This is a genomic window from Terrabacter sp. BE26 (assembly GCF_041941675.1).
Taxonomy (GTDB): domain Bacteria; phylum Actinomycetota; class Actinomycetes; order Actinomycetales; family Dermatophilaceae; genus Terrabacter.
The window spans coordinates 4,086,305-4,108,342 of record NZ_CP090122.1 but is presented as its reverse complement, the minus strand read 5'-3'; the positions used below and the strand labels follow the sequence as shown (position 1 = coordinate 4,108,342).

Genomic DNA, 22,038 nt, shown 5'->3' with positions numbered 1-22,038 from the left:
TGGCTCCATGAGCGAGCGCCTGACCCCGGCAAGAATGCGAGAGATCAACGACACCATCCGCTACTCGATGTGGTCGGTGTTCAGCAGCGTCACCCCCCTCGGTGACGACCGCGAGAAGCTGGTCTCCGAGCTCGAGGCCTTCCTCGAGGACGTCGCGGGCGAGGGCGTCGTCGTGCGCGGCCTCTACGACGTGGCCGGTCTGCGGGGTGACGCCGACTTCATGGTGTGGTGGCACGCCGAGACGATCGAGCGGCTGCAGTCGGCCTACCACCGGCTCCTGCGCACCGAGCTCGGCCAGCACCTCGAGCCCGTGTGGAGCAGTGCGGCGCTGCACCGGCCGGCCGAGTTCAACAAGAGCCACATCCCGGCCTTCATGGCCGACGAGGTGTCGCGCAAGTACCTCTGCGTCTACCCGTTCGTGCGCTCCTACGACTGGTACCTGCTGGAGGACAGCGAGCGGCGGGACCTGCTCCGCGAGCACGGGCAGATGGCGCGCGACTTCCCGGACGTCCGGGCCAACACCATCGCCTCGTTCGCGCTCGGCGACTACGAGTGGCTGCTGGCCTTCGAGGCCGACGAGCTGCACCGCATCGTGGACCTCATGCGCGAGCTGCGGGCCTCGCGCGCTCGCCTGCACGTGCGCGAGGAGATCCCCTTCTTCACCGGGCCCAAGGTCGAGCCTGCCGAGCTGGTGGCCAACCTGCGCTGAGCTCGCAGCCCCCCCGAGAGGCGAGTGCGCCCCGCTCCCGGTGGAGCGGGGCTCACTGGTCGAACGTCCTGGCGAGGATCGCGATGACCGGGACCAGCAGGAAGGCGAGCCACGACCGGGTCACGATGAACGCGCCGAGCGCGATGAACGGCGACAGGCTCACGAGGGTCCGGGCGAGCTTCGCTCGCGGTGAGGACGGCGCCGCAGGCGGCGTGTGCGGCGCGGGAGCGGAGGATGCCGGCACACCGACCGATGAGCCGACCGTCGAGCCGGGCGACGAGCCGGGCGACGAGCCGGTCGGCTGGCCGAGCTCCGGCCGAGGTTCGGGCAGGTCGACGAACAGCGACGTGATTTCACGCCGGACGACGGCGTCGTTCGCCCGGCCACGACGGTCCTCGTACTCGTTCGCGTCCAGCCGCCCGGCCGCGTGATGCTCCGCCAGGGCGGCCAGAGCCTGCTCCCGCTCGGCGCTGCTGATACGGATCTCCCCGTCGTCCATGGATCGAATCTAGGCGAGGGGTCCCGGGCTCGACACCCGACCGGCCGATCAGGCTTCGGTCGCCGAGGCGGTGTCGTCAGGCTCCAGCCTCAGCGAGATCGAGTTGATGCAGTAGCGCTGGTCGGTCGGGGTGTTGTAGCCCTCGCCCTCGAAGACGTGCCCGAGGTGCGATCCGCAGGTGGCGCACCGGACCTCGACCCGCTTCATCCCGAAGGAGCGGTCCTCGATGTACTCGACGGAGTCGCCGGCCAGCGGGGAGTAGAACGAGGGCCACCCGCAGTGTGACTCGAACTTGGTGTCGCTCCGGAAGAGCTCGGCTCCGCACGCGCGACAGGAGTAGACGCCGTGCGTCTTGGTGTCGGTGTACTCGCCGCGGAAGGCCGGCTCGGTGCCCGCCTGGCGCAGGACCTTGTACTCCGCCGGCGTCAGGGCCGCCCGCCACTCCTCGTCGGTGCGCTGGACTGCATACGGCTTCTGGGAGGTGCTGTGGTCGCTCATGTTCTTCCCAACGCCACGTCGCCGCGGTTTGTGCCCGTGCCCGGCTGGACGCCCCGCCCACGGCACGCCCCCGGGCACGCCTTCCGGCGCTCTGTCAGCGACCTGCGCCACGATGGGACCGTGCCGGTGCGCCGTGTGGTCTCCCGTCCGGTGCTCGTGGCGGCGGCCGCGGGCACCGGCTCGCTGCTGGGCGCGGCGACCGGCTCACTGGCAGCAGCCGCCTACTTCGCCCGCAAGGTCGTGACACCGGACGAGCTGCAGCCCGACGATGTCGAGATCGTCGCCCACGACCGGCAGTCCGTCACCTTCGCGACGACCCTCGACACCCTGGCTGCCGGGCGCTTCGGCGTCTGGCTCGACGGGGGGTCCGGTCACGCGCGTGTCGGTGAGGTCGTCGACGAGGGCGCCCAAACCGTGACGCGACGGCTGCTCGCCGTCGACCGAGGACGGCTCGAGGTCGGAACCGCACGCTGGAACCAGTACTACTACTGGGACCGGCCCTCGGTGAGCCTCGGCGTGCCCGACGAGGATGTGTACATCGAGTCCGACGTCGGTGCCCTTCCCGGCTGGCTCGTCCGCCCCGAGGGCGGCGCCCCCGGGACGGACTGGGCGGTGCTGGTCCACGGTCGCGGGGCACGCAAGGAGGAGACGCTGCGTGCCGTGCCCGTCCTGCGCCGCGCGGGCTGGACCAGCCTGGTCACCGCCTACCGCAACGACCGGGACGCGCCGCGCGGACTCGACGGGCGCTACAGCCTGGGCCTGTCGGAGTGGCGCGACATCGAGGCGGCCATGGCGTATGCCGTGTCGCACGGTGCGAGCCGGATACTCCTCCTCGGGTGGTCGATGGGTGGCGCGATCGTGCTGCAGGCGCTCGACCGCTCTCCGCTGGCGCCCCACGTCGTGGGCGTCGCCCTCGACTCCCCGGTGGTCGACTGGGGTGTGGTGCTCCGGCACCACGGAAGGCTGCGCAAGGTGCCGGTGCTGCTCGTGCGTGTCGCCACCGACCTGATGGGCTCACGCCGCAGCCGTCGCCTCGTGGGGGTCCACGAGCCCATCGACGTCGCCCGCACCGACTGGGTCGCCCGGGCGGGCGAGCTGCGCCACCCGATGCTCGTCATCGTCTCGGACGGCGACGACTTCGTCCCCGCCGGCCCCGCCGTGGCTCTCGCGGGGCGGCGGCCCGATCTCGTCCGGCTCGAGCGGTGGGAGACCGCCGGGCACTGCCGCGAGTGGAACCAGGACCCTCAGCGCTGGGAGCGGGTGCTGCGCGAGTTCGTCGAGAGCCGCTGAGTCCAAGCGGAGTCGGTGGGCCCCCCCGCGGCCGTAGGTTCGTGTCTCCGGGGCATCAAGGGCGCGCACGTCGCCCGCTCAGCGCCGCACCAGCCACCGTCCCATGAGCGTGTCGTCCTGCTCGACGAGCAGCTCGAGGTCCAGGTCGAGCGGGGGGCCCTGCGGCGCAACGGGCCGGCGGTGCTCCCCACCGACGACCTGTGGGGCGATGGTGAAGCACAGCTCGTCCAGCCGGCCCGCCGCGAGGAACGCGGCCAGCAGGGTCGGTCCGCCCTCCGTGAGGACGTGGTCCCACCCTCGCCCGTGCAGGGCCGACAGCAGCGCGGCGACCTCGACCTCGTCCTCGCCGCAGACGAGGACGTTCTCGTCGCCGAGGTCGCGTCGGGCCTGGGCCAGGCCCGGCGAGGAGGCGGGTAGGGCCATGAGCGCCCGGCCGTCACGGCAGCCGCTCAGCGTCGGGGGGACCTCTCCGCGGTTGCTGACCGCGACGAGGGGGAGCACGTCGGGCAGGCCGAGGCCGCGACGCAGGTCCAGCAGCGAGCCGGCAACGGACAGAGGGGGATAGCCCTCGGCCCGAACGGTGCCCGCCCCGACGACGAGCACCTGGCTGAGTGCCCGCAGCACCTCGAAGACGACGTGGTCGGCGACGTTGTTGAGCGAGCCCGACCGACCGTCGGGGCCGGTGGCGGCACCGTCGAGCGAGGTGATCATGTTGCAGCGCACCCACGGTCCACCCGGGGCGGCATACGCGGTGAAGAGGCCCGCGTCGTCGAGGTCGGCGAGAGCGGGCAGGCCGGAACGGCCGGGGACGAGCAGTCGCATGCCCGCCAGTATCCGCGACGTGACGGGCTGTCGGTGCGACGCAGCAGACGAGCGCATCCTTCGTGCATCCCGCCGCGCGGACTCTGGCTCGGGCAGGATGTCGCCATGGGCAAGGGCGCGAAGGGCAAGAAGGGCAAGGGCAAGACGGACGCGACGGCGCGGAGCGGCAAGCTGGCCGCTGCCGTGGTGGAGGACGCGGCGGAGCAGGACGAGCGGGTTGCGGAGCACGAGGCGGACGCCGTCAAGGAGATCAAGGACATCGGCAACGCCTTGCGCGTCGGCAAGGGCTTCGATCTCGCCTTCGTGGACACCTCCGGCACACCGGGTTTCACCGGCAACAAGCTCGAGGGCAAGGCCGCGCTGCGCGCCTGCGAGGCCGAGCTGTCCGACCAGCTCGAGCGCCTCTGGGCCGAGTCCACGGCCGGCGGGAAGCGGTCGGTCCTGCTGATCGTGCAGGGCATGGACACCTCCGGCAAGGGCGGCATCATGCGGCACGTCATCTCGGTCAACCCCGAGGGCGTCAAGGCCACCGCGTTCAAGGCGCCGAGCAAGGAGGAGCTGTCGCACGACTTCCTCTGGCGCATCGACAGGGCCCTCCCGGCGCCGGGACAGCTGGGGGTCTTCGACCGCTCGCAGTACGAGGATGTCCTCGTCGTCCGGGTCCACGACATCGTCCCGGAGGAGGTGTGGTCGAAGCGCTACGCACAGATCAACGCCTTCGAGCGGAAGGTCGTCGCTGCGGGAACCACTGTCGTCAAGGTCATGCTGCACATCTCGAGGGACGAGCAGAAGGCGCGTCTCCTCCAGCGACTCGACAGCCCCGAGAAGTACTACAAGTTCAACCCGGGGGACATCGACGAGCGCGGGCACTGGGACGCCTACATGCAGGCGTACCAGGCGGTCCTCGACAAGACGTCCACGGTCGGCGCCCCCTGGCACGTCGTCCCGGCAGACCGCAAGTGGTACGCCCGGCTCGCGGTGCAGCAGCTGCTCCTCGACGCACTGCGCGACATGAGCCTGCAGTGGCCGCCCGCCGACTTCGACGTCGAGGGGGAGCGCAAGCGGCTGGCGCTCAGCTGACCCGAGGACGTGTGGCGTCCGACGCGGCTGCCGGTGACGGCCACGCGACACGAGCGGCGCGGTCTCAGCCGGCGCGCGCGATCAGGGCAGCGGCGGCGCCCGCGAGGTCGACGTCCAGCGACCCGAAGGTGTGGCCGCGCCGCCCGGCGATCCGGCTCGCGACGAAGGCGTCGGCAACAGGGCCGGGGGAGTGTCGGACCAGCAGGGCGGCCTGCAGGGCGAGGGCGAGACGCTCGACGACGGCGCGCGCCCCGAAGGTCGCCTCGGCCGACGCCGGATCCAGTGAACGCGCTTGTGCCAGAGCGGAATCCACGTAGCCATCGAGCTCGGAGCTGTGGCCGCGAACCACGTGCAGCTCCTTCGTGAGGGCTTCGAGGGTGGTCGGTTCGCGGGTCACGGCGCGCATCACGTCGAGGGCGTTGACGTTGCCGGAGCCCTCCCAGATCGAGTTCAGTGGCGCTTCGCGGTAGAGCCGGGCCAGGCCGTTCTCCTCGACGTAGCCGTTGCCGCCCAGGCACTCGAGGGCTTCGGCGACCACGGGGGCCGTCCGCTTGCACACCCAGAACTTCCCGAGCGCCACCCCGATGCGTGCGAGCACGGTCTCGCCGGTGTCGACCGCGTGGGCCAGGCGGAGGCCGAGGACGGTGGCGGCCTCGGCCTCGAGGGCGAGGTCGGCCAGGACGTTGCGCATCAGGGGCTGGTCGACGAGCGGTGCGCCGAAAGCCGACCGGTGCCGGGCGTGGTGCACGGCCCGGGCGACCGCGTCGCGCATGGTGGCGCTCGATCCCAGCACGCAGTCGAGACGGGTGGCGCCGACCATGTCGATGATCGTCCGGACGCCACGACCCTCCTCGCCCAGGCGGCTCGCCCAGGTCCCCTCGAGCTCCACCTCGCTGGAGGCGTTGGAGTGGTTGCCGAGCTTGTCCTTGAGGCGCTGCAGGGCGAAGGCGTTGCGGGTGCCGTCGTCGAGGGCTCGGGGCACGACGAAGCAGGTGAGGCCACCCGGCGCCTGCGCCAGCATGAGGAAGACGTCGCTCATGGGCGCCGAGCAGAACCACTTGTGGCCGGTGAGCCGGTAGGTCTCGCCGGGCAGCGGCCCACCGGGTGCCGCGACGGCGCGGGTGGTGTTGCTGCGCACGTCCGAGCCGCCCTGCTTCTCGGTCATCCCCATGCCGGCGATGGCCCCGGCCTTCTGCGCCACGGGCCGGATGCCGAAGTCGTACTCGCGGCTCGCGAGGGCCGGGAGCCAGCGCTCGGCCAGGGTGGGGTCGTGCCGCAGGGCCGAGCCGGCCGCATACGTCATCGAGACGGGACAGCCGTGGCCGGCCTCGACCCGCGACCACAGGAGGAAGCCGGCAGCGCGACGGACGTGCGCTCCCGAGCCGGCGGCCGCGGTCCATGGCTCGGCGGTGAGGCCGGCGCCGACGGCGCGCGTCATGAGCCAGTGCCAGGAGGGGTGGAACTCGACCTCGTCGATCCGGTTGCCCCGCGCGTCGTGAGTCCGCAGGACGGGCGGGTGGGTGTCGGCGAGCCGCGCCTGCTCCTGGGCCCGCTCGGTGCCGGCCAGGGCGCCGAGGGGGGCCAGCTCGGCCACGGCAGATGGCCCGGCCCAGCGCTCGACGGACTCGCGGAGCGCGCCGTCGTCGAGGAGGAAGTCGCTGCCGAGGAAGGGCGGGACCTGGTTGGTCACCTCGTGTGTGCTCACCCGCCGAGGGTAGGGCCTGATCGGGCCGGGGCAGGAGAGCGCCGGGTGTCGCGCTAGTCACGGGTCACGGTGTGGCCCTGACCCCGTTAGCCTCGGACCACGATGAGCGCGCGGACGAGGACTCGAGCAGTGCTGGAGCGGGTGCGGTGGGGCCTCCGGCTCGGCCGGCTGGCCCGGGAGACGTTCCGCGTGTGCCTGCGCTACCGGGTGACCGGGCTGGCGGCCGAGGGCGCGTTCTTCATGCTGCTCAGCCTCCCGCCGCTGGTGCTCGGGCTCTTCGGCGGGCTGGGCTTCGTCGGCAACTGGATCGGGGCAGCCACGACACAGAACATCGTGTCGGCCGTCGAGGCGTACGCCTCGCGCTTCCTCTCCGAGTCCAGCATCAAGGAGCTGCTCCTGCCGACCGTCTCCGACGTCCTCGGCAGAGGCCGCGTCGACATCGTCTCGGTCGGCTTCGTGCTCTCGCTCTGGTCGGGATCCCGCGCCCTCAACGTCTTCGTGGACACGGTGTCGATCATGTACGGGCAGAACGGTGCTCGCGGGATCGTGCACATGCGGGCCTTCAGCCTCCTGCTCTACTCGATCGGCATCGTCTCGGCCGTCATCGTGCTTCCACTGATGCTCCTCGGACCCGGGCTGCTGTCCTCCTGGCTTCCGGACGTGGCCGCAACCGTCACCCGCGCGCTCTACTGGCCGGCGCTCATCGCCTTCGGCGTGGTGCTCCTCGCCTCGCTGTACCACGTGTCCACGCCGCACCGCAGCCCCTGGCGGCGCGACCTTCCGGGCGCGGTTCTGGCGATGGCCATCTGGATGGTGGCGTCCTACGTCGTGCGGATCTCGCTCGAGGCATCGATGGGGGGCTCGTCGATCTACGGGCCGCTCAGCACGCCCATCGTCCTGCTGGTGTGGCTGTACGCCCTGGCGATAGCCATCCTCATCGGCGCCGGGATGAACGCGGCGCTGCGCATCCTGTGGCCCGTCGACCTGCACGAGGGCACGGACGTCCGCCTGGTCAACTGGGCCAAGGAGGGCGCCGGTGCCTTGCTGGGACACGGCGAGGGCAGTGGCGGCGGGTCGGCCACGAGGCCCGGCGCTGGGTCGGGAGCCGGTGTCGGGACGGGTTCAGGTGCGGCGCACGGTGACGACACACCCGACCGTGGAGACGACCAACAGTTCCGCAGCAAGGAGCCAGGAGCTCTCGGCGCGGCCGTCCGGCGTGGGGTGGGGGAGGGGTCGAGGGAGGGTTCGGCGGGACCCTCGCAGACCGCGAATCCGCCTGAGGGGCGGCCCTGACCGGGGCACAGCAGCCGGTTTTGTATCTCGTGGACCGATCGGCTAATGTCTAGCAAGCACCGAGCGGGGAAGTTACACCGCTGGTGTTCCCGCGGACGTAGCTCAGTTGGTAGAGCGCAACCTTGCCAAGGTTGAGGTCGCCGGTTCGAGCCCGGTCGTCCGCTCGGAGGCAAAGATCCACTTGCCTTCCACGGTGGAGTGGCCGAGAGGCGAGGCAGCGGCCTGCAAAGCCGCGTACACGGGTTCAAATCCCGTCTCCACCTCGGTGAGACACCACGCAGGACGCAGCAGTACCAGTACCACCCACGGGCGATTGGCGCAGCGGTAGCGCGCTTCCTTGACACGGAAGAGGTCACTGGTTCAAACCCAGTATCGCCCACCAGTACGAAACAGCCCCTGGCCAGCGGAGACGCAGGTCGGGGGCTGTTCGCATCTCGTGCGGCCGCGGGGCCGCGCAGGCGCTGAGTGACCAACTGAGCGACCCACCGCCCGCAGGAGCGAGGGGAGCGGCGCGAGCGCTGACCCTCGTCGGTTCAGGCCCGCGCGAGCCGGCGGGCAAGGTACGGCGCGGTCGCGCTGCCCTTGGCCTTCGCGACCTCGGTCGGGGTGCCGGTGGCGACGACCTGGCCGCCCGCGTCCCCGCCGCCGGGGCCGAGGTCGATGACCCAGTCGGCGGTGGCGATGGCGTCGAGGTCGTGCTCGACGAGGACCACGGTGTTGCAGGCGTCGACGAGGCGGTGCAGCTGGCGCAGCAGCAGCGCGGTGTCGGCGGGGTGCAGCCCCGAGGTCGGCTCGTCGAGCAGGTAGAGCGCGTGGCCGCGGTGCGCCCGCTGCAGCTCGGTGGCGAGCTTGATGCGCTGCGCCTCTCCTCCGCTCAGCTCGGTGGCCGGCTGCCCCAGCCGCAGGTAGCCCAGCCCGACGTCGCGCAGCGTCCGGAGGCTTCTCGCGGCGGCCGGCGCGTCGGCGAGGAACGTCGCCGCCTCGTCGACGGAGAGCGCGAGCACCTCCGCGACGTTCTTGCCACGGTAGGTGATCTCGAGGGTCTCCTCGTTGTAGCGCGCGCCGTGGCAGGTGGGGCACGGCGCGTACGTGCCGGGCAGGAACATCAGCTCGACGGCGACGAACCCCTCGCCCTGGCAGGTCTCGCAGCGGCCCTCGGGCACGTTGAAGGAGAACCGGCCGGCACCGTACCCGCGCTCACGCGCCTCGTCGGTCGCGGCGAATAGCTTGCGCACTGAGTCGAAGAGGCCGGTGTACGTCGCGAGGTTGGACCGCGGCGTCCGGCCGATCGGCCGCTGGTCGACGAGCACGAGCCGGTCGAACTGGTCACCGACCGCCGGGTCCTCGGCGAGGACCTGGCTGACCAGCGTCGACTTGCCGGACCCGGAGACGCCGGTGACGGCGGTCAGCACACAGAGCGGGATGTCGACGGACAGATCGACCAGGTTGTGGCGGGTGATGCCGGCCAGCTGCAGCCAGCCCTGCGGGACGCGCACGGTGTGCTCGAGCCGCTCGGCACGGCCGAACAGGTGGGCGCTGGTGGCGGACTCCGCCACGGCCTGCAGCCCCTCTATCGGACCGCTGTAGAGCACCCGTCCGCCGGCCTCGCCCGCACCCGGACCGATGTCGACGACCCAGTCGGCGCGTCGTACGACGTCCATGTCGTGCTCCACGACGAACAGCGAGTTGCCCGAGGCCTTCAGCCGGTCCAACACGTCGAGCAGCGGTTCGGCGTCCGCGGGGTGCAGCCCGGCGGAGGGCTCGTCGAGGACGTAGACGACTCCGAACAGCCCGGAGCGGAGCTGGGTGGCGATCCGCAGGCGCTGCGCCTCCCCGGGGGAGAGCGTGGTCGAGCTCCGCCCGAGGCTGAGGTAGCCCAGGCCGAGGTCGAGGAGCACCTCGACGCGCGCGACCAGGTCTCTGCAGAGACGTACGGCGACCTCGCCCGCCTCCTCGGGCTGCTCGGCGTACGGCCGCAGCACCGCGACGACCTCGGTGAGCGGCAGCCGGTTGACCTCGGCGATCGAACGGCCGGCGAAGGTCACCGCGAGGGCCTCCGGTCGCAGCCCGCTGCCATGGCAGACGGGGCAGGGCGCGTCCACGACGAACTTCAGGGCCCGCTCGCGCATCCGGTCGCTCTTGGAGTCCGCCAGCACGTGCATGACGTGCTTGCGCGCGCTCCAGAACTTGCCGTAGTAGCCGTAGTCGATGCGGTCGCGTTCGGGCTTGATGAGTACCGACGGCTGCTCGTCGGTGTAGAGCAGCCAGTCGCGGTCCTTCTTCCGCAGCGTGCGCCACGGCTTGTCGACGTCGATGCCGAGACCGCTGACGATGCTGCGCAGGTTGGCGCCCTGCCAGGCTCCCGGCCAGGCAGCGATCGCGCCCTCGCGGATGCTCAGGGACGGGTCAGGGACCAGCAGCTCCTCGGTGACGTCGTGCACGACCCCCAGCCCGTGGCAGCGCGGGCAGGCGCCGGCCACGGTGTTGGGCGAGAACGCCTCTGCGGCAAGGTGCTCGGCGCCCTCGGGGTAGTCGCCGGCCCGCGAGTAGAGCATCCGCAGCAGGTTCGACAGCGTCGTGATGGTGCCGACCGACGAGCGGGAGGTCGCGGCGCCCCGGCGTTGCTGGAGGGCCACCGCGGGCGGCAGGCCGGTGACCTCCTGGACGTGCGGAGCGCCGACCTGCTGCAGCAGCCGGCGGGCGTACGGCGCCACCGACTCGAAGTAGCGGCGCTGCGCCTCCGCGTAGAGCGTGCCGAACGCCAGCGAGGACTTGCCCGAGCCGGAGACCCCGGTGAACGCCACCATCGCGTCGCGCGGGACGTCGACGTCGACGTTGCGCAGGTTGTGCTCGCTTGCGCCGCGGACGCGGACGAAGTGGTCGGTCTCCTCGGTGCTCACATGCCTGCCTTACCCCGCAACGCACCGGTGCACCCGTCTCGGCCCTGCGGACGAGGACCCCCGACTCGACCCGTGACCTCGCTAGGGACCTGCTTCACTCCAGGGGGTTCGCACGCGCGAACCGCACCTCCTCCTGGTCGAGACGGTGCTGCAGCCGGCGCAGCACGATGTCATCGATGCGCTGCTTGTCGCGCAGGTCGAGGAGCGCGTCGCGTCGTCGGCCGAGGAGCGCGAGTGAGAGGTCTCGGTACTGGTCGTCGTGCTCGATGATGGGGTCGTCCCCTTCACCAGCGGACGCCAGCAGCCGCTGCTTGTCCAGCTCTCGGCGTACCCGCTTGACCACCGCATCGCCGCTACCGAGCTCGTTGGCTGTGGTGTCGAGAGCATCGATCGCCGCCTCGAGGGAGTACTCGTCGGCGAACTGGAGCTCCTCGTCGACCGCCGTGTCCTTGGGCAGCCGCGCAAAGCGCACGACCGCTGGCAGGAACAGCGCTTGGAGCAGGGTCAGCACGATGACCCCGCAGGCGATCAGCACTATGAGATCCCTGTCGGGGAACGGCGCACCCGAGTGCAGGGTGTGCGGCACGGCGAGGACCGCGGCGAGGGACACGGCGCCGCGGAACCCGGCGACCGCGGTGACGGTGCGCTGCCGCGCCGAGACGCGGCGCAACCGCTGGGCGGGACGGCGGTCGAGGAGCCGGATCACGTACGGCGTGGTGTAGACCCACGCCCACCGCACCCCGATCACGACGGCGGTGACGACGAGGACGTCGACGAGCGCCCGCGAGATGGTGGCGCTGCTCAGATCCCGGAAGGCGGACTGGACGGAGATCCCCACGAGCACGAAGAGCGCACTGCTGAGCACTGTGGTGGACAGCGACCAGAACGGCAGCATGATCTGGCGCGCCGCGGCCCCGGTGATCCGTGGCGACACCTGGCTCATGAACAGTCCGCAGCAGACGACGGCCAGCACGCCGGAGGCGTGGGCGGCGTCGGCGAGCAGGAACGCGGCGAACGGCGTCACCAGCATCGCGATGCTCTCGAGCATCGGGTCGTCCATCCGGCGGCGCACCTGCCAGCTGAGCAGGCCGACGAGGGCGCCGGCGAGCACGCCCCCGACGTACGACCACGCCAGCAGCCAGGCGACGTGCGAAGGCGAGAGCTCCTGCTCACCGACCGTCACTCCCACCGCCAGCCCGTAGAGGACGAGCGCGGTGCCGTCGTTGACGAGGCTCTCGGCGCGGAGCACGGTGACGGTGCGGCGCGGCAGGTCGCGGGCCAGGACGCCGACCGCCGTCGCGTCGGTGGGTGCCAGCGCGGCGCCGAGCACCCACGCCGGCCCCCAGGCGAGCCCCAGTGCATGCGCGGCCGCGGCGACGGCGGCAGCAGTGGCGGCCACCAACACGGTGCTGCTGAGGACGACGACGCGCAGGTTGTTCCTGATCTCGCGCAGCGAGGTCGTCAGGCTCTCCCAGTACAGCAGGGCCGGCAGGAACACGAGCAGCACGACCTCCGGGGGCAGCTGGGCCTGCCGCAGCTGCGGCACAAAACCGACCAGCACTCCCGCCAGCACCAGCAGGATCGCCGGCGCGATCGGGTAGCGACGCGCCAGCGCGCCGCACGCGACCAGGGCGACACCGAGCAGCACGACCATCTCGAGTCCGAACACGAATTCATCTTGACTGGCCGCAGCCCTGCCGACCACCTCTGACCGGCGGCGGGCCACGCCCTCGCTCACTCACACCTCGCAGGTCCGGTCGTTTCGAGGCAAGCGACGTAGCCATCCTCGGCCCGGCACGTCGGACGGCTGTCCGAGGAGCAGGAGAGTCGTTCATGGGATGCACCACATCGTGGTTCCGTGATGGAGTCTGCTCGTGAGCATGCAGGGATGGCGGGACTTCCTCTCAGCCGACGGGGTCGAGGACTGGGTGGTGTTGCACGGCGGAGCGGCAGCCGCGTACGAGGTGGGCTCGATTGCCGAGGCGGCTGCCTTGGCGTCCGAGATCGCCACGGTGGAAGGGGTGGCCGACGCGGCTGTCCTCCTGACGCTCAGTGATCGCCGCCTGACCGTGCGGCTCACGCGTGGCGTCGAGTTCCTCGAACCGCACCACATCGACGTCGCACGCGCGATCTCCCACGTGGCCCGACGTCAGGGAGGTGTGGCCGACCGCAGTGCCGTTCAGGAAGTCCAGCTCGCAGTGGCCGCCCGTCCCGGCGACCTCGACGTCGAGTTCTGGCGGGCCGTGCTGGGCTATGACACGCTCGCCGACGACAACGGCGCCGACCCGCTCGGGCACGGGTCGACGTTCTGGATGCAGGAGCTCGACCCGGCCAAGCCTTTGCGACACGCCATGCACGTCGACGTGTCGGTGGCACGCGAGCACGCTGCGGCGCGCCTGGAGGCGGCCCTGGCGGCTGGCGGTCGCGTGGTCGAGGACGCCGCGGCGCCAGCGTTCTGGATTCTGTCGGACCGAGCCGGCAACCGCGTGTGCATCGCCTCCTGGCCCGACGGCGCCGAGACTCGATCGGGTGACATGAGCGGTCCTGAGGAAGAGTGAGAGCGGCGGGCACCTGGGCAGCCCCACAGGCGTGCGGCCGTGGTGACGCAGCGCCGGTGTGACGGCGCACATCCGAGCCCCCACTTCTTCGATGTCGCCTGCGGGAAAGCCCTAGGAGAGTGGCCCGGCCGTGCGTCAGACTGACCGACGTGGACGAGGTCGCGGTCGTGGTCGCCCATCACGAGCGCGCCACACTCCGCGTCGGCGAGGTGTTCCTCAAAGTCGACGGCGACCAGGATCGCGCCGATCGCGAGGTGAGGGCTATGGCGGCAGCACCCGTCCCGACGGCCGCCATCCTGTGGCGCAGCCCCCCCGTGGTCGCTCTCGCGGCCCTGCGAGGACGCGCCATCGCGCGCCTCGGACACCCCTCCAGCGCGTCGGCCGAGGCCTGGTCCGCCGCCGGCGCCGTCGTCCGCAGGCTGCACGACGCGGCCGTGCCCTCGTGGCCGGGAACCGGTCTGGACGAGAAGATGGCAAGCCTTGACGCCGAGTGCAGCTGGCTCATCGCGAACGACGTATTGCCTCAAGACCTGGTCAGGCGCAATCGGGCGATCGCTGAGGCCGCGCGGCGTCCCCGGCCCCCGGTCTTCATGCACGGCGACCTCCAGGTGGCTCACGTCTTCGTCGACGAGGACGGCGCGGGACGGGGCAACGTCACCGTCACTGGCATCCTCGACTGGTCGGAGGCCGGCCGGGGCGACGGCATGTACGACATCGCGAGCTTGACGCTCGGGCACCGGGAGCATCTCGAGGACGTCGTGGCGGGATACGGCTCCGGCGTCGACCTTGACGCGGTTCGCGGCTGGTGGTCCTTGCGTAGCCTCACCGCCATCCGATGGCTCGACGAGCATGGCTTCGACCCCTTCGCCCCGGGGTGCGAGGTGGACGTCCTCAGATCACAGCTTCAGCCCCACTAGTCGCGGGGACGTCACCGACGCGTTCAGCCAGCGGATGCCCGTCGTCCGTGGGACACGGCTCAGCGGGTTACCGATCCAGCGATCTGCGGCGTGGAACGGCGTTCTGCGCTCTCTGGCGTGGCGGACGTCCTCCCGTGGGGTCGACTTGGTCGACCGCAAGCATTGCCCGGGCGATTCGCTGTTGGTGCCCCCTGAGCGCGAGGGACCGGTCAGCGCGGATCGACTCGCTCGGCGTGCCAGCCGGGATAGGGGAGGAGGGCACGCAAGGTGGCCGTGTGGTCCGGTCCCAGGATGACCGTCGTCTCGAGGTTCTCCTGCGACAGGGTCTTCATGAACTCTCGACAGCGACCGCAAGGTGGGATGACGTACAAGACCCCATCGCTGGGGTCTCGCCAGACGGCTACAACTCGAGTGATGGTCGGTGCTGTGGTCGAGAGGAGTTGGCTCAGCGCGGCCATCTCGGCACAGATCGACAGGTAGCCGCCGATGCAGGCGCCTGTGTAGACCCGCCCGTCCGTTGCTTCGACGGCCGCGCCGACGTCCGCGACCCAGAACCCCGCGGCGAGAAGTTGCGGGTTGAGGGCTTCGGCCGCTCGGGCGATCAGTTCAGCGTCCGACAACCTCGTCCCGGTGCTTGCCGCCCGTGGGTTCTCTGATTGGGGCACGAACCCAGTGTGCCGTGACACCTGCCAGGACGCTGCTCCCGCGCTGTCTACGGTCGCACGAGGTGTCGGTCTGTCTCGTCGGGTCCGTCCCTTCCGGGGCGGCTTTCCCGACGTCCCACCGCTCAACTTGTCAGCGGTGCTTCGCGTTCCGGGCGGGGGCGAAGAAGTCGGCGAGCAGCTGGGTGACCTGGTGAGCCGCGTCGTGATGCACCCAGTGCGACGCGGCCGGCAGGCGTTCCACGCGGTCGAGGTTGGGTACGTCGTCGTGCTCAGGTTCGGCGAGGTCCTGGCCGAGGTAAGCGTCCTTCTCGCCCCAGATGACGAGGGTGGGCGCCTGAACCGGGCGGATCGCCGCCTCTGCATCCTTCTGCGGGGTCCTCACCGAGGAGCGGTAGTAGTTGATCATCCCGGTCGCGGCCCCTGGCTGCGACCATGCCTCCACGTAGTGGTCGATCTCCTCAGGCGTGTAGGGCGGGTTGGCGTCGTGCAGGAAGTGGCGGAAGAAGTGCCAGTCGTTGGCGTGCACGACCGACTCCGGCAGGTCTGGGAGGGCGAAGAAGAAGAAATACCAGGATTTGCGCAGCTGGCTGGGATGGTGGAGTCCCTGTGACAGCTTGCGCGGGTGGGCAGCGTTGAGGATGGCCAGCCGGTCCACGGCCTCGGGATGGTTCATCGCCGTGGCCCAGGCGACGGTTCCGCCCCAGTCGTGCCCGACCAGCAGTGCCTTCTCGGCGCCGCGCTCCGCGATGAGCCCACCGAGGTCGGCGCTCAGCTTGCCGATCTCGTAGTCGCTGACCGGTTCGGGCCGCGAGGACAGGTTGTAGCCGCGCATGTCCGGGGCGACGACGCGGAATCCTGCCGCCGCGAGAGGCTCGATCTGCTGCCTCCACCCGTACCAGAACTCGGGGAAGCCGTGCAGCAGGACGACCAGCGGGCCTTCGCCGGCCTCCACGTAGTGCAGTCGCACGTCGCCGACGTCGGCGTAACCCTCACGGAAGTCGCCGTCTCCGAGCCACGACGCCTGCTGGTCCATCAGTCCACTGGTGCCGCCACTGCGGTTCGTGTTGTCGCTCATGTCGCCTCCCTGGGAGTTGTCGGAGGGACGGCTCGGTCAGGGGGTGCAATGGAGTTGCTGACCAGTCAATGAGCCCCCGCGAGGGCTCCAGCGGTTCATTCGCCCGGCATGGACTGGCCCCAACCGGAGGACTCGACCCTATGGCGAGACTCCTATCCCGAATGGTGCTGGGCATCATCCCCGAGGGATGAGTCATGTGCCCCCGGCGCGTGTCAGCCTGCTGGGAAAACTGAACCCGCGTTTCCAGGAGGTTCGATCGTGTCAACGTCCACGGAGCAGCGAGCCGATGCCATCCGTCCGTTCTCGGCGGCTGTACCGCACGAGGCGCTCGATGACTTGGAGCGTCGCCTTGCCGCGACTCGCTGGCCGAGCCGGGAGCTCGTCGAGGATCGCTCGCAGGGCGTGCAGCTGGCCACGCTGCAGGCCATCTGCACCCGCTGGAGGAGCGGGTACGACCTCGGCCGCGTCCAGGCGCGGCTGAACGAGCGGCCACAGTTCATGACGCAGATCGATGGTGTGGAGATCCACTTCCTGCACGTGCGGTCACGGCACGAGGACGCGCTCCCGCTGATCATGACGCACGGCTGGCCGGGCTCGGTCATGGAGCTGCTCGACTCGATCGGTCCGCTCACCGACCCCACGATGTACGGCGGCAGCGTCCAGGACGCCTTTCATGTGGTACTGCCATCCCTGCCCGGCTATGGGTTCTCGAGCGCGCCGACCGAGGTCGGCTGGGACCTGGGCCGCACGGCTCGCGCCTGGGCGGAGTTGATGCGCCGACTGGGCTACACCCGCTTCGTGGCGCAGGGCGGTGACGTGGGCGCCGGCGTCACCGACGCGATGGGGCGCCAGGCACGGGAGGGACTGGTCGGGATCCACACCAACCTGCTCGTGCCGGCGTTGAACGACCCGGCCGCCCTGCCGTCGAGAACGGAGCAGGAGCGATCGGCGCTGGCAGCGATCAAGACGTTCCAGACCAGCGGCAACGGCTACTTCGTGGAGCAGTCCACCCGGCCGCAGACGATCGGCTACGCACTCCTGGACTCGCCCGCAGCCCTGGCTGCCTGGATGGTCGACCACGACACCGACGCCTACTACAAGATCTCCCGGGCCTTCGTCGACGGGCAGCCCTCCGGCAACCTGACCCCCGACCACGTCCTGGACAACATCACCACCTACTGGCTGACCGGCACCGGGGCCTCGGCGGCCCGGTCGTACTGGGAGGCCTACGGGCCGGACGCACCCGCCGCACAGAACCCGACGCCGCCACCTCCCGTCCGGGTCCCGGTCGGCTTCACCACCTTCCCGGGCGAGATCTGGCAGACACCGCACAGCTGGGCCGAGCAGGCCTATCCCACCCTCACCTACTTCAACGAAGCCGACCGGGGCGGGCACTTCGCCGCCTGGGAGGAGCCCGAGCTGTTCGCCGCCGAGCTCCGGGCCGCGTTCCGCCCGCTACGCAGCTGACCCCGGCGGCTTCCTGAGTCAAGAGATGGTGCCGTGCCCAGTCGGGGCCACCCACCACGAATCCGCCGGCACCAGCGGCCGCCGCCACCTGTTCACAGTCTGACCACCCAGGAGGTATGACCATGTCACAGTCAACAACGAGCTCCCCGCCACTGACCGTCGTGCTGGTTCACGGCGCATTCGCCGACAGCTCGAGCTGGAGCGGCGTGATCGAACGCCTGCAGGCGAAGGGCGTCCCGGTGGTCGCTGCCGCAAACCCGCTGCGCGGCATCGCGATCGACAGCGCGTATGTCGCAAAGCTGATCCAGCAGATCCCCGGCCGGGTGCTCCTGGTAGGGCACTCGTACGGGGGTGCGGTGATCTCGAACGCCGCGGCCGACGCCGCCAACGTGGCCGGCCTGGTGTTCGTCGCCGCCTTCGCCCCAGACGAGGGGGAACGGCTGGGCGAGAGCACTGCCGAGTCCAAGGACAGCGTCCTGGGGTCCGCACAGGTACCGCGGCAGTACCCGCAGAACGGGACCACGGCAACGGAGTTCACGCTCGACCCCGCCAAGGCACATGACGCGTTCGCGGCCGACCTGCCCCAGGCGCAGGCGGCCCTGATCGGCGTGATCCAGCGACCGGTGTCAGAGCTTGCATTCTCCGAACCATCGGGAGCACCGGCCTGGAAGAGGCTGCCCTCGTGGGCGGTGGTGGCCACCCAGGACCGGGCCGCCGGAACCGATGTGGTGCGCGCGCACGCCGCGCGGGCCGGAGCACAGATCACCGAGGTCGACGGCTCCCACCTGATCATGCTTTCCAAGCCGGACATCGTCACCGACGTGATCGAGGAAGCCCTCGCCAAGGTCAGCTGAGATGAACACCCAGTCGTGGGGACCAGTGCGCCAGATCGACGCCGGCGCCCTGGATGTCGGTTACGTGGTCGCCGGGCCGGCAGACGGTCGGCCTGTCCTGCTCCTGCACGGCTGGCCGTACGACATCCACAGCTACGCCGATGCCGCACCACTGCTCGCCGAGGCGGGCTATCGCGTCGTGGTGCCGTTCGTCCGGGGCTTCGGGACCACCCGCTTTCGTTCAGGCGAGACGGTGCGCAACGGCCAACAGGCCGCCCTCGCTGCCGACGTCATCGATCTCATGGATGCGCTGCACATCGGCTCGGCGATCCTCGCAGGGTTTGACTGGGGCGCTCGGACGGCCAACGTCGTCGCCGCGCTCTGGCCTCAGCGGTGCCGGGCGATGGTGTCGGTCAGCGGCTACCTGATCGGCAACCCGACGGTGAACAGGTCGCCGCTGCCACCAGCGGCCGAGCTCTCGTGGTGGTACCAGTTCTACTTCGCCACCGAACGGGGTCGGGCCGGCTACGACCGCTACCGACGGGACTTCGCGAAGCTGATCTGGCACACCGCGTCCCCGCAGTGGGGCTTCGATGACGAGACCTTCGACCGCACCGCCGGTTCCTTCGACAACCCCGACCACGTCGACATCGTGATCCACAACTACCGCTGGCGGCTCGGGCTGGCGCCCGGCGAGTCCCGGTACGACGACCTGGAGGAGCAGCTCGCTGCGACTCCAGAAATCTCGGTGCCCACGATCAGCCTCGAAGGTGACGCCAACGGGGCACCCCACCCCGAGCCCAACGCGTATGCCGGCAAGTTCTCGGGCAAGTACACCCACCGAACCGTCTCCGGCGGAGTCGGACACAACCTGCCTCAGGAAGCACCCGAGCCCTTCGTCGAGGCAATCACGGACGTCGACAACTTCGCATCCTGACGCAGGCGGGGCACCTCGATCGCGCCGCAAGTTGAGAAGCGCTGCGGCTTGCTCATCGGCACGACCGATCAGCGGCAGTAGAGGTGGCGCAGGAACCGTGATGCTGTCGCGACCCCGCGATGGGGTCAGTGGGCGAGCATTCTCCTCTCTACGGCCCGGACGACTGCGACTGACAGCAGTGCCAGCATTCCCAGGTCGGCATTGGCGAGGCTCACGACGCAACACACGCCGAAGACGGCCGTGGTCAGCCATGCCCAACCGGTTCGTCGGGGCGGTCCGATGGCTCGGTCGGTCACCGTGATGATGCCGGCGGTGAGCGCGGAGAGCACGGTCATGGTGCCGATGTACACGGGTGCCGAGGTTGTCGTCAGCGCGCGCCCGACGACGGCGGTGGGGAAGGGCAAGAAGGCGATCAGAAGCAGCCAGCCGAGGTTCAGCAGGTACAGAGCTGGGACCTCGGTGTGCGTCTCCTCGACCCGGCGGAACGCGACGCTGTGCGCGGCCCAGAAGACGTAGATCACCACGAAGCTGATGGCGAAGGACAGGAACAGGTTGCCGTGGTTGGCCAGGTAGGCGCCGATGCTGTTCGTACCGACCTGTCCGGCGACTTCGACCAGGGGCAGCACCAGCAGCGTCATGGCTATGGCGACCACCGCGTCGGTCAGCGTCAGGACTCGACCCAGACCGGGACCCTCCCGTGAGGCGTTGCGTGCACCCGCGCCTTGTGCGCTCGTCGCCGCCATCAGCGCACACGAGCCGGAGTGTCGGCGGGGAACAGGCGCCCTCGGGTGCGCGTCGCGACGGGGGATCGGCACAACGGGCTGAGGACCGCGGCGATCACCGGCAGTGCAGGCGCAGCCTCTCGTGGCACCGGCGAGGGGTTGCGATCGCGGTTTCGAGCTGCCGTGGTTGCCATGACGACTCCTGGTACGAGGGGCGCCTCCGGAACGCTCCGCACGGTGGGCACCACGGCGGACTCGCGATGCGGCGCCTTCGTCAGCGTGCGCCCATTCTCTCGGCTCTGACATCGAACGGTGGCTCTTTGGCAGGGCCGGAGGGCCAGGCCGGGGTCTGACGCGTCGTCGCCTCTTCGGTGAAGCACGCTCGCGAACCCACCGGCCCACATCGTGACGTCCGCCCCCTTACGAGCAGGGAAATCGCGTGGTCCACCGGCTGCAGATGAGTGCGTCTATTCAGCGGCCATGGCCGCGTAGGCGATGTCGACAATGTCCGCTGTGGCCCGGAGCCCCCCAACCTGGTCGAGCGGCAACCACTGGGCGAAGTCGGTGGAGCCGCCGACCTCTGTAGTGCCGAGGTTGCCTCCGACGATCGTCGCCGAGAACACGATGCGAAGGGACTTGTACGGGCGCTCGAACCTGTCGTAGAGGCGGCCTGGTTCTGTGCTGTCCCGCTGACGGCGATGGTGTCGTGCTGGCTGAGCAACGCGCTCATCTGCGGCTCGTCCCACATCGCGCCGGGCAGTTCCCAGCCGTCGTAGTCGGTGTCCACGGTCGTGTAGCCGCGCGGGCAAGAGCGTCGAGGACGGTGCTCTTGCCTGCGCCGGACATCCCGGTCAGCAGCACTCGGGCCATGCCGGAACCTCCTCCCGACTTGCGATCAGTCTTCGCTGCCCAGCGCCCGGACGATCTTGGCGGCCGTCTCGGATGGCGCGAGGTTGTCCGTGTCGATGACGAGATCCCATTTGCCTTCCGACCCCACGTTGAAGTGTCCGCGGGAGTTGCCCAACTGCCGGCCCTTCGTCCGAGCGTGTTCGCGCTCCTCCAGAACGGGAAGGGAGGCAGTCAACCGGACCCATAACGTGGAGGCGGCACGCAGGTCCTGACGCCACGCGGGGATGATCGAGTCGTCGACAGGCATCTCGTCGATGATGACGTTGTTGCCGCTGGCCAGCAGTGCGTTGACTGCGGCGCGCATCCCGGTCAGCATCCGCGCGCCCGCTTCGCCGTAGTGGATCCTGGCGCGGGGAGAGCCGTCCGGGTCGAGGGTCTCGTCGACCCAGAATCCTGGTCCGGGACCGCGGGGGTGGTCGCGCCACTCGTAGGGGAACATCGAAAAGAAGTGGTCGAGGCCGACACGCAGGTACGGCTCGCGAAGCACCAGTTGCAGGTGTTCGGACACGGACGTCTTCCCGACGCTCGACACGCCAGCAAGCACGATCGCGCTACCAGTCACGAGCGGCAGTCTGCCAGGGATGGGTCGGGCCAGAGGACACAGTGCTTTCCGGCGGCGACGACGAAGAGCGCCAAGGTGGACCTTCAAAGCGAGAGTGGTTCCCGAGTCCAGTAGGTGCAGGGGTCGCACTGCTCATGGGTCACGCCGTTTTCATCCGTCCAGGTCCAGACGTCAACTGGCGCGATCGTGGGATGACGCTCGAAGCCCAAGGACTCGTACAGGCGCACTGCTGGGGTGTTGTCGGCTTCGACGGCCAGGCCCAGGCGATTGCCGGGGCCGAGCAGCTCCGGAACGTGCTCGATGGCGCGCCGCGTCGAGGACGACATCCCAGGCCGCACGGTCGGCGACGCGATGCGCCATGTCCTCGCTCGAGAGCGGCATACCCTCCACGCCCACGAGGTCGTCCCCGTCGGAGGCGCGCCGCGTCGACCTCTTCCGCCAGGTCGTTCGGCCGATGGGTGTAGCCGAGAAATCCGTCCGGGACGACGGGGTAGGTTCCCGGGGCGTTCCGAGCCGGGAAGGTGGGGGAGAAGGTGGAATGACGGGACGTTGCCCTTGCCGGGAACCCGAGCTCCTCGCAGAACACGGCGAAGGTCC

The 22,038-nt window shown here is 70.2% G+C and carries 21 protein-coding genes and 3 tRNA genes; 12 read left to right on the top strand and 12 right to left on the bottom strand.

Features of this window, described 5'->3' with window-relative positions:
- The first annotated feature begins 7 nt into the window (after positions 1–7).
- Entirely contained in the window at positions 8–709 is a 702-nt protein-coding gene (gene hemQ, locus LQK93_RS18800) for a hydrogen peroxide-dependent heme synthase (protein WP_374969282.1), read from the top strand.
- A gap of 52 nt (positions 710–761) precedes the next feature.
- Here the strand turns inward: hemQ and LQK93_RS18795 are convergent, their stop codons facing one another.
- Both LQK93_RS18795 and msrB read right to left on the bottom strand, forming a co-directional pair.
- A complete protein-coding gene (locus LQK93_RS18795) occupies positions 762–1,208 on the bottom strand; it encodes a DUF1707 domain-containing protein (RefSeq protein WP_374969281.1) in 447 nt (148 codons plus the stop codon).
- Between the two features lie 48 nt (positions 1,209–1,256).
- Entirely contained in the window at positions 1,257–1,706 is a 450-nt protein-coding gene (gene msrB, locus LQK93_RS18790) for a peptide-methionine (R)-S-oxide reductase MsrB (protein ID WP_374969280.1), read from the bottom strand.
- A 120-nt stretch (positions 1,707–1,826) separates the two neighbouring features.
- Between msrB and LQK93_RS18785 the strand changes: the two genes are divergently transcribed.
- The gene (locus tag LQK93_RS18785; RefSeq protein WP_374969279.1) at positions 1,827–2,996 is read left to right on the top strand and encodes an alpha/beta hydrolase; all 1,170 of its coding nucleotides are present in this window, start codon (positions 1,827–1,829) and stop codon (positions 2,994–2,996) included.
- Positions 2,997–3,074: 78 nt separating this feature from the next.
- On the opposite strand, the gene LQK93_RS18780 is transcribed toward LQK93_RS18785, so the two are convergent.
- Positions 3,075–3,818 (bottom strand): dihydrofolate reductase family protein, encoded by a 744-nt coding sequence (locus LQK93_RS18780; protein WP_374969278.1) that lies wholly within the window; start codon positions 3,816–3,818, stop codon positions 3,075–3,077.
- A 105-nt stretch (positions 3,819–3,923) separates the two neighbouring features.
- Here LQK93_RS18780 and LQK93_RS18775 point away from each other — a divergent pair, with 105 nt between their 5' ends.
- Positions 3,924–4,898 carry a polyphosphate kinase 2 family protein gene (locus LQK93_RS18775; protein ID WP_374969277.1) on the top strand — a complete coding sequence of 325 codons (975 nt, stop codon included), beginning with the start codon at positions 3,924–3,926 and terminating at the stop codon, positions 4,896–4,898.
- Positions 4,899–4,962: 64 nt separating this feature from the next.
- On the opposite strand, the gene LQK93_RS18770 is transcribed toward LQK93_RS18775, so the two are convergent.
- Positions 4,963–6,603 carry an acyl-CoA dehydrogenase family protein gene (locus LQK93_RS18770; protein ID WP_374969276.1) on the bottom strand — a complete coding sequence of 547 codons (1,641 nt, stop codon included), beginning with the start codon at positions 6,601–6,603 and terminating at the stop codon, positions 4,963–4,965.
- A gap of 102 nt (positions 6,604–6,705) precedes the next feature.
- Here LQK93_RS18770 and LQK93_RS18765 point away from each other — a divergent pair, with 102 nt between their 5' ends.
- The 4 genes from LQK93_RS18765 (at position 6,706) to LQK93_RS18750 (ending at position 8,278) form a co-directional block, all read left to right on the top strand.
- Positions 6,706–7,896 (top strand): YihY/virulence factor BrkB family protein, encoded by a 1,191-nt coding sequence (locus LQK93_RS18765; protein ID WP_374969275.1) that lies wholly within the window; start codon positions 6,706–6,708, stop codon positions 7,894–7,896.
- Between the two features lie 91 nt (positions 7,897–7,987).
- A tRNA-Gly gene (locus LQK93_RS18760) sits at positions 7,988–8,060 on the top strand.
- A 28-nt stretch (positions 8,061–8,088) separates the two neighbouring features.
- Positions 8,089–8,159, top strand: a tRNA-Cys gene (locus tag LQK93_RS18755).
- A 44-nt stretch (positions 8,160–8,203) separates the two neighbouring features.
- Positions 8,204–8,278: transfer RNA gene (locus LQK93_RS18750), tRNA-Val, on the top strand.
- A gap of 151 nt (positions 8,279–8,429) precedes the next feature.
- On the opposite strand, the gene LQK93_RS18745 is transcribed toward LQK93_RS18750, so the two are convergent.
- On the bottom strand, positions 8,430–10,796 hold the full coding sequence (locus LQK93_RS18745; RefSeq protein WP_374969274.1) for an ATP-binding cassette domain-containing protein: 2,367 nt from the start codon (positions 10,794–10,796) through the stop codon (positions 8,430–8,432).
- Positions 10,797–10,890: 94 nt separating this feature from the next.
- On the bottom strand, positions 10,891–12,465 hold the full coding sequence (locus LQK93_RS18740) for a Na+/H+ antiporter (protein WP_374969273.1): 1,575 nt from the start codon (positions 12,463–12,465) through the stop codon (positions 10,891–10,893).
- A 211-nt stretch (positions 12,466–12,676) separates the two neighbouring features.
- Between LQK93_RS18740 and LQK93_RS18735 the strand changes: the two genes are divergently transcribed.
- Entirely contained in the window at positions 12,677–13,354 is a 678-nt protein-coding gene (locus tag LQK93_RS18735) for a VOC family protein (protein ID WP_374971546.1), read from the top strand.
- A 149-nt stretch (positions 13,355–13,503) separates the two neighbouring features.
- Positions 13,504–14,271 (top strand): phosphotransferase family protein, encoded by a 768-nt coding sequence (locus LQK93_RS18730; RefSeq protein WP_374969272.1) that lies wholly within the window; start codon positions 13,504–13,506, stop codon positions 14,269–14,271.
- A 209-nt stretch (positions 14,272–14,480) separates the two neighbouring features.
- On the opposite strand, the gene LQK93_RS18725 is transcribed toward LQK93_RS18730, so the two are convergent.
- Complete coding sequence (locus tag LQK93_RS18725; protein WP_374969271.1) at positions 14,481–14,936, bottom strand: cytidine deaminase; 456 nt, start codon at positions 14,934–14,936, stop codon at positions 14,481–14,483.
- A 130-nt stretch (positions 14,937–15,066) separates the two neighbouring features.
- On the bottom strand, positions 15,067–16,011 hold the full coding sequence (locus LQK93_RS18720; RefSeq protein ID WP_374969270.1) for an alpha/beta fold hydrolase: 945 nt from the start codon (positions 16,009–16,011) through the stop codon (positions 15,067–15,069).
- 258 nt (positions 16,012–16,269) lie between these two features.
- Here LQK93_RS18720 and LQK93_RS18715 point away from each other — a divergent pair, with 258 nt between their 5' ends.
- The 3 genes from LQK93_RS18715 to LQK93_RS18705 all read left to right on the top strand — a co-directional run bounded on the left by LQK93_RS18715 (position 16,270) and on the right by LQK93_RS18705 (position 19,248).
- Entirely contained in the window at positions 16,270–17,478 is a 1,209-nt protein-coding gene (locus LQK93_RS18715) for an epoxide hydrolase family protein (RefSeq protein WP_374969269.1), read from the top strand.
- 161 nt (positions 17,479–17,639) lie between these two features.
- Positions 17,640–18,332, top strand: a complete 693-nt coding sequence (locus LQK93_RS18710; RefSeq protein WP_374969268.1) for an alpha/beta fold hydrolase — start codon at positions 17,640–17,642, stop codon at positions 18,330–18,332.
- A 1-nt stretch (position 18,333) separates the two neighbouring features.
- Positions 18,334–19,248, top strand: coding sequence for an alpha/beta fold hydrolase (locus LQK93_RS18705; RefSeq protein ID WP_374969267.1), 915 nt, complete (start codon positions 18,334–18,336; stop codon positions 19,246–19,248).
- Between the two features lie 125 nt (positions 19,249–19,373).
- On the opposite strand, the gene LQK93_RS18700 is transcribed toward LQK93_RS18705, so the two are convergent.
- The 4 genes from LQK93_RS18700 to LQK93_RS18685 form a co-directional block, all read right to left on the bottom strand.
- Positions 19,374–19,991 carry a TMEM175 family protein gene (locus LQK93_RS18700; protein WP_374969266.1) on the bottom strand — a complete coding sequence of 206 codons (618 nt, stop codon included), beginning with the start codon at positions 19,989–19,991 and terminating at the stop codon, positions 19,374–19,376.
- Positions 19,992–20,437: 446 nt separating this feature from the next.
- A complete protein-coding gene (locus tag LQK93_RS18695) occupies positions 20,438–20,593 on the bottom strand; it encodes a hypothetical protein (protein WP_374969265.1) in 156 nt (51 codons plus the stop codon).
- Positions 20,594–20,865: 272 nt separating this feature from the next.
- Positions 20,866–21,441, bottom strand: a complete 576-nt coding sequence (locus tag LQK93_RS18690) for a hypothetical protein (RefSeq protein ID WP_374969264.1) — start codon at positions 21,439–21,441, stop codon at positions 20,866–20,868.
- Positions 21,442–21,524: 83 nt separating this feature from the next.
- Complete coding sequence (locus LQK93_RS18685) at positions 21,525–21,767, bottom strand: GNAT family N-acetyltransferase (RefSeq protein ID WP_374969263.1); 243 nt, start codon at positions 21,765–21,767, stop codon at positions 21,525–21,527.
- Between the last annotated feature and the right edge of the window lie 271 nt (positions 21,768–22,038).